The organism is Pseudoalteromonas sp. NFXS53 (genome assembly GCF_056629255.1).
Map to the genome: position 1 here is coordinate 204735 of NZ_JBWVBR010000007.1, position 9124 is coordinate 213858.

Below are 9124 nucleotides of genomic sequence, written 5' to 3' on the forward strand. Positions count from 1 at the left end.
CAAGCACTCTAATGCACGATAGCATTAAAATCTTTTATTACTTGCGCTGCATCAATTAATGGTACTTCATTCGCTGAAAATTTAGCCTTAAAAATACCACTTAGATTTCCCTGTGGGCTAATAAGTGCAACTGAAGCACTGTGGTCCACATAATACTCAGTTTCCTTACTGTTATTGATTGCATATATCAAGCCGATATTTCTGACAAAAGGAAATAGGTTTGCATGCTCTGCCGATACCGCCTTAAAGTCTGAGTTGAAATAGTCTATATATGCCTTGCGCTGTTGCTGAGTATCTCTATTAGGATCGACCGAAACAAACCAAACTTTAACATTATGTTGTTGTGCTAATTCAGTATGTATTTCGGTAAGCTTTGCTAGTGTCATTGGACAAATATCAGGGCAACTTGTGTATCCCAAAAATATCAATGTCCACTGCCCAAGTAAGTCTTGCTTTGTGACTGTATTGCCATGCTGATCTTGCAAATTAAAATCTTGGATTTCTTTTGCTTGTTTATAGTGAATAGCATGCTCTGAAACAGGCGCATCTTTATCACATCCAAACAATAATAAAGCTAGCAAAAACAATATGTAGCGCATCAAAGGATCCATTTATCAATAAATAGCGATATAAAGAGTAGCAGCAAATAAGTAATTGAAAAATGAAAAAGTGCCATCGCAGCTTCATCTGAACGTTTTATATACAGAACAATGCTTTTATATAAAAAAATACTGTTAAGTATAAGTACACAAAGCAAATATATGTTGCCTGACATAGTAACTAGATAAGGTAACAAGCACACTACAAATAAAAGTATTGAATAAATTACAATGAAGAATCTAGTAAATTCACTACCATGTGTCACAGGTAACATAGGTATATTGGCGCGTTTATAGTCATTTCTTCTTGCTATGGCCAAAGCCCAAAAGTGTGGAGGCGTCCAAATAAAGATGATCATGACTAACAGCCAAGCTTGCACATCGAGCTGACCTGTTTCACTGATCCACCCCAATAACGGTGGCATTGCACCCGCTAAGCCACCAATAACAATATTTTGTGGTGTCGCTCTTTTTAAAAACATGGTGTATACCACCGCATAGCCAACTAATGCGCCTAGCGTCATAAAGAGCGTTAAGGTATTGCTCCAATAAAATAACGCCACACTTCCTATCAAACCGATGAGTGCTGCAAACCCAAGTGCTTGTTTCACACTAAGCTGAGTTTGCGCTAACGGCCTATGTCGTGTTCTTGCCATTTTTTTATCTATCTCTCGATCTACGACATGATTTATCGCAGCGGCCGATGCTGACAATAGCCCTATACCTAATAAACTCATGCTTTGCTCAAAGAGCGTTCTGTTCATATCAGGTGCAAGCATTAATCCAACCCAAGCAGTAATGACTAGCATCACGACTACTTTTACCTTACAAATCCCCAAGTACGCAGATAAATAAAATGATTGGAACAGTGCTTCGGGCTTGAGAGTAAGACTTTTCATACTGCCTCCTTGGTACTTTTATAAGTAAGTAAAAACCATAAAAATAAGCTAACAATCAGCAAACATGCCGCCATTAAATTATGAAAAAGTGTAATTAATATTGGAAATTGCAGGTGCACGATCAATGCCCCCAAAAATAACTGAAGGATTAAACCGACAATAAGTAAACTTGCAGTATTCTTTAATAGTTTTTCTTTACTGTTAGCCAACACATACCAAGCCCATAAACCAAGCGTAAGCACCGTGACAACCGCCCACACTCGATGAACCATATGTATGGATAGCCGAGTTTCAAATGGCAATACACCATATTCATAGTTCAACTCACCAATGGGAAGATGAAATAAACTTTCTACAGAAAATAAATGGATATTCTCACAAATGGGCAACCCAACGCAGTGTGGTGCTGCATAATTAGCAGCGACCCAGCCACCTAATGCGATTTGTAACACCAAGACAATCAAGCTAATTGCTGACAACCTTGCAGGGATTTTTGGAGGAGATACGAGAAAACGCTTTTCTGGTGTAAATAAATAAAAACAATGCATTGAAAGAAGTGCCAGAATAGTAAAGCCACCCAGTAAATGGCCCATCACGATAAACGGCTGCAGGTTCATAGTTACTGTCAGCATACCTAATTTACCTTGCAGTAAAATCAACACAAACAAAGCAACAGTCAACTTTTTTGGCACTTTTTCAACACGCTTCCTGAGCGCAAAATACAACAAGCCAATCACCAACAGACCTAACGAAGAAGCAAAATAACGGTGGATCATTTCGATCCAAGCTTTAAAGGGTTCAACTGTAGTGCCAGGAAATGCATTTGCAGCCGCTTGTAACTCATCTGCAGAGTTTGGTACCGTCAAAAAACCATAACACCCAGGCCAATCTGGGCACCCTAGGCCCGCATTACTTAACCGAGTATAAGCCCCTAAAGCAACAACACAGAATGTAATAAAAGTACTGATCACAGTGAGGTAAATATATTTTTTATTCATTATTCCTCCTAGCTACTGCGCGCATAATTGAGTAATTTTTTTAAATCTGATAACAATCCTTTGTGCAACATTCTACTTTTTTGCTCACTTTCTTCGTATGGATAAGCAAGCACAACTAAACCATGGTGATCGACAAGATAAAGCCAACCAGCTCGCAACTCTGGTAGTGCCGGATACTGAGTAACTTCATTATTTTTCGCCTCCCCCAAAATCACGAGACTTACTTTGTCTTGTTTTTTGCCCAAAGCTTGATACACATTTTGTAGGCGTTGATTTTGTTGGGTACAAACCAATCCGCAATCAACCGGTGCTGAGAGTGCGATACTCCAAAGCGTATTATCATTTACCTGCCAATTAGGTACTTGTATATCGTTACTGAGAAGACGCCCTTTATTCGTTGTATTATCTGGCAGCCAGTTTGTATGAATTGCCGCATACGCTAAAATAAATGGCGTAATACAGCAGATAACAAACATCCACATTGGTTTAAGCTTCATTGGGCACCTCTGTTCTTGTTGCTTTGAATGCGATAAAAGCCGCTGCGACTGCAATTAAAAACCACTGTAAAGCATAGGCATGATGTTTTTCAGGACTCATTACTACTGGTTGGTAGTGAGGTTCAGCAATCACTGCTGAGTCAGGTAATTGATAAAAAATGGCAGGGTAGATATCTTTACCGGTTAAATTTGATAAGTACAAATGATCTATAAACTGTAACCGCTTAGAGTGAGTTTCAAGCGCTGACTTTGCTAAAGTAAAGTGCTCTAAATGACGGCTTTTTACCACTAAATTTAAGTTCTGAATTTCGTCAAAAAAGAGTGTTTCAGGTTGCCCTCGGCCTTGAAGCGGTATAAACCCTAAATTAACCAATAGATACTTTTCTAAACCCGCAACTTTAAAAAGAGAAATAACATCAACACCGACACGTCCATCTACAATTCTATTATCTAAAAACCAGGTGTATTGTTGCTCTAGTCTTCCCATTAAAGAAACAGCTTGTCCATGCAACCCTTCAATAGAGCGATTTTGCAATGCTTGGATAAACTCGAACGAAGTCAGCTCAACTTGACTAAATTCATCAAGTTGAAGCTGTTTTTCTTTTGCTCTAGAAAATTGCCAGTAAGACAAACCTAGACACGTTGTCACAACCGTGATGCATACTAGCCAAATGATTATAGCTTGCCATGGCAGCGCTTTGATTAAAGCCATATAAATCCCTCATTTCGCACCTATAAAACGTAAACGAAAACAAATAAACACACCCACACAACATCGACAAAGTGCCAATACCAAGCAGCGGCTTGAAAAGCGAAATGTTTGTCTTCGGTAAAATGTCCTTTTGCCACTCTTATTAATACAATCGTTAATAAAATTGCGCCTATGGTGACATGCATGCCATGAAACCCAGTTAAAAGATAAAAGGTATTACCATAGATACCAGACTGAAGCGTCAAGTTGAGTGCTTCATATGCATGAACGTATTCTTGGGCTTGGAGCGCTAAGAATATAAAACCAAGTATTACCGTGATTAGTAAATAAATCGTAAGCGGTTTACGCTTATTTGACTCTATGGCTTTATGCGCGAAATGTAAGGTAACTGATGAAGTAAGCAGAATAACCGTATTAATAAGTGGTAAGCCATACCATGGCATACTCTGTGTTACATCACCGGCGGGTGTAGTAAGCAGCGGCCACATTGCTTCAAAATTTGGCCACAAAACCTCATTCGTCATCTGGTTATTACTGGCTCCCCCTAGCCAAGGCACAGAAAATACCCTCGCATAAAGAAGCGCTCCAAAGAATGCAAAAAAGAACATCACCTCAGAAAAAATAAACCAGCTCATACCTTGCTTGAATGAGCGATCCATTTGCGCTGAATATAAACCTTTATCTGACTCTTGGATAACATGCTTAAACCAGCCAAAAAGCATATAAAGTAATATCAAAACACCTAATCCTAATATGAGAACACCACTTAAATCTTCACTACCCAATTGCATGACTGTTAGGCCAGCCCCAACAGCAATAAAGAACATAGCTACAGCACCTATAATTGGCCAAGGACTTTGGGCGGGCACATAATAACTTTGAGATTGCATAATTCCTCCTAACCTTTATAAGGTTCGGTTTTCGCGTCATCACGCGCTAACGCGACGTCACTGATATCAAAAATGGCGTAAGATAAGGTTAGCTCTTGAACGTCTTGAGGTAACTCTGTATCAACATAAAATACGAGCTTGAACTCAACTTCTTGATTAGGTTCGAATGGCTGTCTATCAAAGCAAAAGCAAGCTACTTTATGTAAGTATTTGGCTGCTTTTCCCGGTGAAACAGACGGCACTGCCTGCATCACTCTCTGATATTCACTTAGGTTTTTAGCGACAAAAACAAGCTCTGACATCTCCCCTGGCTTTACAGCGACAGAAAACTGTTTTGCTCTTACACTAAACGGCACGCCTTGCTTGGTTTGAGTGATAAAGCTCACATCAACCATTCTTGATTCATCCACTAAACTACTAACCTGTGCCGCTTCCATATCAGGCTTTCCGTTTAAGCCTGTTACTTCACAAAAGACGTCGTAAAGCGGCACCAGTGCAAAAGCAAAAGCAAACATGCCTACAACAGCAATTATGAGTTTCTTAACAAGTGCCGCATGCATACTATTTCACCTTAGGCGGAGTACTAAATGTATGTAAAGGTGCTGGAGAGGGTACCTCCCACTCAAGCCCTTCTGCACCATCCCACACTTTAGCTGGCACCGATTCACCACCTCGTGCGCATTTAAATACGCACCACACAAAAATGAGTTGGGAAAGGCCAAAGGCAAAACCACCAATGCTAATGATGGCATTGAAATCAGCAAACTGGAGTGCGTAATCAGGTATACGTCTTGGCATACCGGCAAGGCCTACAAAGTGCATTGGAAAAAATAAAATGTTGACGCTAATTAATGACATCCAAAAATGCCACTTCGCGGTGGTGATGCAGTACATATTGCCAGTCCATTTAGGTAACCAATAGTAAACAGCCGCCATGATGGAAAATACAGCCCCTGTTACAAGAACATAATGGAAGTGCGCCACAACAAAATAGGTATCATGGTATTGGAAGTCTGCAGGAGTGATCGCAAGCATCAATCCCGAGAAGCCACCCAATGTAAAGAGCACGATGAATGCGATAGAAAACATCATTGGAATTTCAAAGCTTATCGAGCCCCGCCACATAGTGGCAACCCAGTTAAATACCTTCACTCCTGTTGGTACTGATATCAACATAGTCGCATACATGAAAAATAACTCTCCCGCTAACGGCATGCCCGTCGTAAACATATGATGCGCCCAAACAATGAAAGACAAAAAGGCAATAGAAGAGGTCGCGTATACCATGGAAGAGTAGCCGAATAGCTTTTTCCTGGAAAAAGTAGGCACTATGGTTGAGATAATGCCAAATGCTGGAAGTATCATGATGTAAACTTCAGGATGACCAAAGAACCAGAAAATATGCTGGAACATAACCGGATCACCGCCCCCTGCGGCATCAAAGAAGCTGGTACCAAAATACTTATCGGTAAGTACCATGGTTACAGCACCTGCCAATACAGGCATTACAGCAATCAATAAAAAAGCGGTAATTAGCCATGTCCATACAAAGAGAGGTAACTTCATCCATGTCATGCCAGGGGCTCGTAAATTGACAATGGTTACAATGACATTAATTGCTCCCATGATTGAACTGATGCCCATGATATGAACTGCAAACACAAACAATGCTGTATTGTCGTTACTATATGTTGTGGATAACGGTGCATAGAAAGTCCATCCAAACGCAGGTCCTCCCCCTTCCATAAATAGAGAAGCAAGTAAGATTGCGAATGCAAAAGGTAAGATCCAAAAACTCCAGTTATTCATTCTAGGCAGCGCCATATCCGGTGCGCCTATCATCATGGGGATCATCCAATTAGCAAGGCCAGTAAAGGCTGGCATAACAGCGCCGAAGACCATGATCAAACCATGCACTGTGGTCATTTGATTAAAGAAATGTGGGTCAACTAACTGCAGTCCAGGCTGAAATAACTCAGCTCTGATCACCATGGCCATGGCCCCACCAATCAAAAACATCACCAGCGAAAAGATTAAATAAAGAGAACCAATTTCTTTATGGTTAGTTGTAAACAGCCAGCGCTTGATGCCTGTAAGATGCTCCTCATGAGCATGTTCTGAACTTTGAACCTGAGTACTCATGATTACTCTCCTGAGGTTTTATCAATAAATGCTTGAACTTGGCTAGGCTGGATTACTTCACCCGTATCATTACCCCAGCTATTGCGTTTGTAAGTGATCACAGCCGCAATTTGTTTGGCTGTAAGCTGCTTTGCAAATGCCTGCATTGCAGTACCAGGTCGACCATTCAACAACACATCGATGTGCGCATCTAGGTCCCCTTTAACAACCGCGTTGTCCTTCAGGCCAGGGAAAACACCTGGCAGCCCTAATCCTGTAGGTTGATGACAAGCTGCACAATACCCCATGTAAACACTCTGACCTTCTGTCATCAGCTCTTCTTTGCTTAAAGTTTGTGAGAGTAGAGCTTCAGCCTCTTTGGCTGCTGCAGTTTTAGCTAATTGTTGTTCAGTTAACCATTGTTCAAATTTTTCAGGTGAGACAGCTTCAACAACAACAGGCATGAAGCCATGATCTTTACCACATAGCTCAGCGCACTGACCTCGGTAAATACCTTCTTCATTTACTTTGGTCCAAGCTTCATTGATAAAGCCCGGATTGGCATCTTTCTTAACCGCAAAATCAGGTACCCACCAAGAATGGATAACGTCATCTGACGTCATTAAAAATCTGACTTTTTTGTTTGTAGGTATTACCAACGGTTTATCTACATCCAATAGGTAGGTCTCAGCCTTTTCTTTCTCATTATTAATTTGAGATAAAGGCGTAGATAAAACAGAAAAGAAATCGACGTCATGACCAAGGTATTCATAGTGCCATTTCCACTGTGACCCCGTGACCTTGATTGTTATGTCAGCCTTGCTGGTATCCTCCATAGCTATTAAAGTCTTAGTTGCAGGGATCGCCATGATGACAAGAATAAGAAAAGGAATTGCAGTCCAAACAATTTCTACTTTGGTACTTTCATGAAACTGTGCAGCAACAGCTCCTTTTGACTTTCTGTGCTTTATTAAAGCCCAAAACATAACAGAAAATACAATCAAGCCAATGACACAACAGATTAGAAAAATGGTCATATGCAGTTCATAAACACTATGACTTACATCAGTAACCCCTTTTCTCATGTTGTAGTCACTATTGGCTAATGTGAGTGGACTAAGCAACAAAAAAGTAAGCAAATAAGCAAATTTACTTATTCTCATACGACGCCCCCATTTATCGACTTCAGCTAGAAGTTCGCAGTTAGAATTATTGGATGACCGTCATAGGATCCGACTAAAGTCGAAGGCAATACATGACCTATTAACAATTAGTCAATAAATAAACAATTAGCAAGAAAGGTAAATAGAAGAATTTGATATATAAAAATGGAAAGCAAGAAGAGAAATGGTTAGCTGGCTGAAGAAACTAAAGAAAAGTACAGCTAACCTATTGTAAGAACAATATTGACGTTACATCCAATTAGAATTTCTTATAACACCTACAGCGAGACCTTCAATAGCAAAAGATTCGTGCTCTAGATCAACTTCAATAGGAGAAAACTCTTTATTTTCAGCATGCAATAGCACTTTTCGGCCTTGTTGCTCTAACCTTTTAACCGTTACATCGTTGTCTACTCTAGCTACGACAACTTGACCATTTTGAGCTACTTGTGCTTTATGTACTGCCAAAAGATCGCCATCAAGAATACCGATATCCTTCATACTCATACCATCTACACGTAATAAGTAATCTGCAGCAGGCTTAAATAAACTCGGATCGACTTCATAATGACTTTCAATATGCTCTTGAGCCAAAATAGGCTCACCAGCAGCAACTTTACCAATCAAAGGGAGGCCAGCATCCTCAGAAGAGCCATCGTCGACTAAACGTATACCACGGCTAGCCCCTGGCACCATTTCTATCACCCCTTTCTTAGCTAAGGCTTTTAAATGTTCCTCGGCCGCATTAGCACTTTTAAAACCAAGCGCATCTGCTATTTCAACACGTGTTGGAGGCATACCTGTATCTTTGATGAAGACTTTGATGAGTTCAAATACTTGTTCTTGTCGTTTCGTTAGTGGTCGCATACAACTGGTTTTCCATACAGGTAAAGATACTGTGAGTATATACAGTTATATAAAAATGGCAAATTAAATCTGTATAGATTTAGTGCAAGAAAGGTGTAAAAGGCTAGCGACAGTGAACGAAGTGAACCCGCTCTTTTTACGCAAGGTGAAATGAGTAAGTTTAACTAGAGTTGAAGGTGTATTAACTAACTATTAAGAAAAATGTTTCAAAATGAAAAGAGTTACTGCTGTGAAGGTTGCTCATTTCACCTTGCGCAGAAGTTTCCGCTTTATCACTTCGTGATGCGAAAATTCTGCACACAGCAAAAAACCCGCTGCATTGCTGCAACGGGTTTCTTTAATTAGGCCCTGGCGATGTTCTACTTTCACATGGGAAGC

10 protein-coding genes are annotated in these 9124 nt (G+C 40.3%); all 10 read right to left on the reverse strand.

What is annotated here, in order from left to right; translation table 11 throughout:
* Positions 1–8: 8 nt before the first annotated feature.
* A complete protein-coding gene (locus AC1HJP_RS10020) occupies positions 9–611 on the reverse strand; it encodes an SCO family protein (RefSeq protein ID WP_480361673.1) in 603 nt (200 codons plus the stop codon).
* Entirely contained in the window at positions 599–1498 is a 900-nt protein-coding gene (gene cyoE, locus AC1HJP_RS10025; protein ID WP_480361674.1) for a heme o synthase, read from the reverse strand. The genes AC1HJP_RS10020 and cyoE overlap by 13 nt, the downstream gene beginning before the upstream one ends.
* Positions 1495–2496 (reverse strand): COX15/CtaA family protein, encoded by a 1002-nt coding sequence (locus AC1HJP_RS10030; protein WP_480361675.1) that lies wholly within the window; start codon positions 2494–2496, stop codon positions 1495–1497. Before AC1HJP_RS10030 ends, cyoE begins: the two co-directional genes overlap by 4 nt.
* Before the next feature lie 8 nt (positions 2497–2504).
* Positions 2505–2993 (reverse strand): transmembrane cytochrome oxidase associated protein, encoded by a 489-nt coding sequence (locus tag AC1HJP_RS10035; protein WP_480361676.1) that lies wholly within the window; start codon positions 2991–2993, stop codon positions 2505–2507.
* A complete protein-coding gene (locus AC1HJP_RS10040; protein ID WP_480361677.1) occupies positions 2983–3705 on the reverse strand; it encodes an SURF1 family protein in 723 nt (240 codons plus the stop codon). The genes AC1HJP_RS10035 and AC1HJP_RS10040 overlap by 11 nt, the downstream gene beginning before the upstream one ends.
* A 20-nt stretch (positions 3706–3725) precedes the next feature.
* Positions 3726–4595 carry a cytochrome c oxidase subunit 3 gene (locus tag AC1HJP_RS10045; protein ID WP_480361678.1) on the reverse strand — a complete coding sequence of 290 codons (870 nt, stop codon included), beginning with the start codon at positions 4593–4595 and terminating at the stop codon, positions 3726–3728.
* 8 nt (positions 4596–4603) lie between these two features.
* Positions 4604–5155, reverse strand: a complete 552-nt coding sequence (locus AC1HJP_RS10050; RefSeq protein WP_480361679.1) for a cytochrome c oxidase assembly protein — start codon at positions 5153–5155, stop codon at positions 4604–4606.
* Between the two features lies 1 nt (position 5156).
* Positions 5157–6737, reverse strand: coding sequence for a cytochrome c oxidase subunit I (ctaD, locus tag AC1HJP_RS10055; protein ID WP_349285140.1), 1581 nt, complete (start codon positions 6735–6737; stop codon positions 5157–5159).
* A gap of 2 nt (positions 6738–6739) precedes the next feature.
* Positions 6740–7879 (reverse strand): cytochrome c oxidase subunit II, encoded by a 1140-nt coding sequence (gene coxB, locus AC1HJP_RS10060; RefSeq protein ID WP_480361680.1) that lies wholly within the window; start codon positions 7877–7879, stop codon positions 6740–6742.
* 249 nt (positions 7880–8128) lie between these two features.
* Positions 8129–8746 (reverse strand): transcriptional repressor LexA, encoded by a 618-nt coding sequence (gene lexA / locus AC1HJP_RS10065; protein ID WP_480361681.1) that lies wholly within the window; start codon positions 8744–8746, stop codon positions 8129–8131.
* Positions 8747–9124 lie beyond the last annotated feature (378 nt).

Coding starts and splice junctions, on each gene's coding strand:
- AC1HJP_RS10020 (WP_480361673.1), bottom strand. CDS start 611: ATGGATCCTTTGATGCGCTACATATTGTTTTTGCTAGCTTTATTATTG.
- cyoE (WP_480361674.1), bottom strand. CDS start 1,498: ATGAAAAGTCTTACTCTCAAGCCCGAAGCACTGTTCCAATCATTTTAT.
- AC1HJP_RS10030 (WP_480361675.1), bottom strand. CDS start 2,496: ATGAATAAAAAATATATTTACCTCACTGTGATCAGTACTTTTATTACA.
- AC1HJP_RS10035 (WP_480361676.1), bottom strand. CDS start 2,993: ATGAAGCTTAAACCAATGTGGATGTTTGTTATCTGCTGTATTACGCCA.
- AC1HJP_RS10040 (WP_480361677.1), bottom strand. CDS start 3,705: ATGGCTTTAATCAAAGCGCTGCCATGGCAAGCTATAATCATTTGGCTA.
- AC1HJP_RS10045 (WP_480361678.1), bottom strand. CDS start 4,595: ATGCAATCTCAAAGTTATTATGTGCCCGCCCAAAGTCCTTGGCCAATT.
- AC1HJP_RS10050 (WP_480361679.1), bottom strand. CDS start 5,155: ATGCATGCGGCACTTGTTAAGAAACTCATAATTGCTGTTGTAGGCATG.
- ctaD (WP_349285140.1), bottom strand. CDS start 6,737: ATGAGTACTCAGGTTCAAAGTTCAGAACATGCTCATGAGGAGCATCTT.
- coxB (WP_480361680.1), bottom strand. CDS start 7,879: ATGAGAATAAGTAAATTTGCTTATTTGCTTACTTTTTTGTTGCTTAGT.
- lexA (WP_480361681.1), bottom strand. CDS start 8,746: ATGCGACCACTAACGAAACGACAAGAACAAGTATTTGAACTCATCAAA.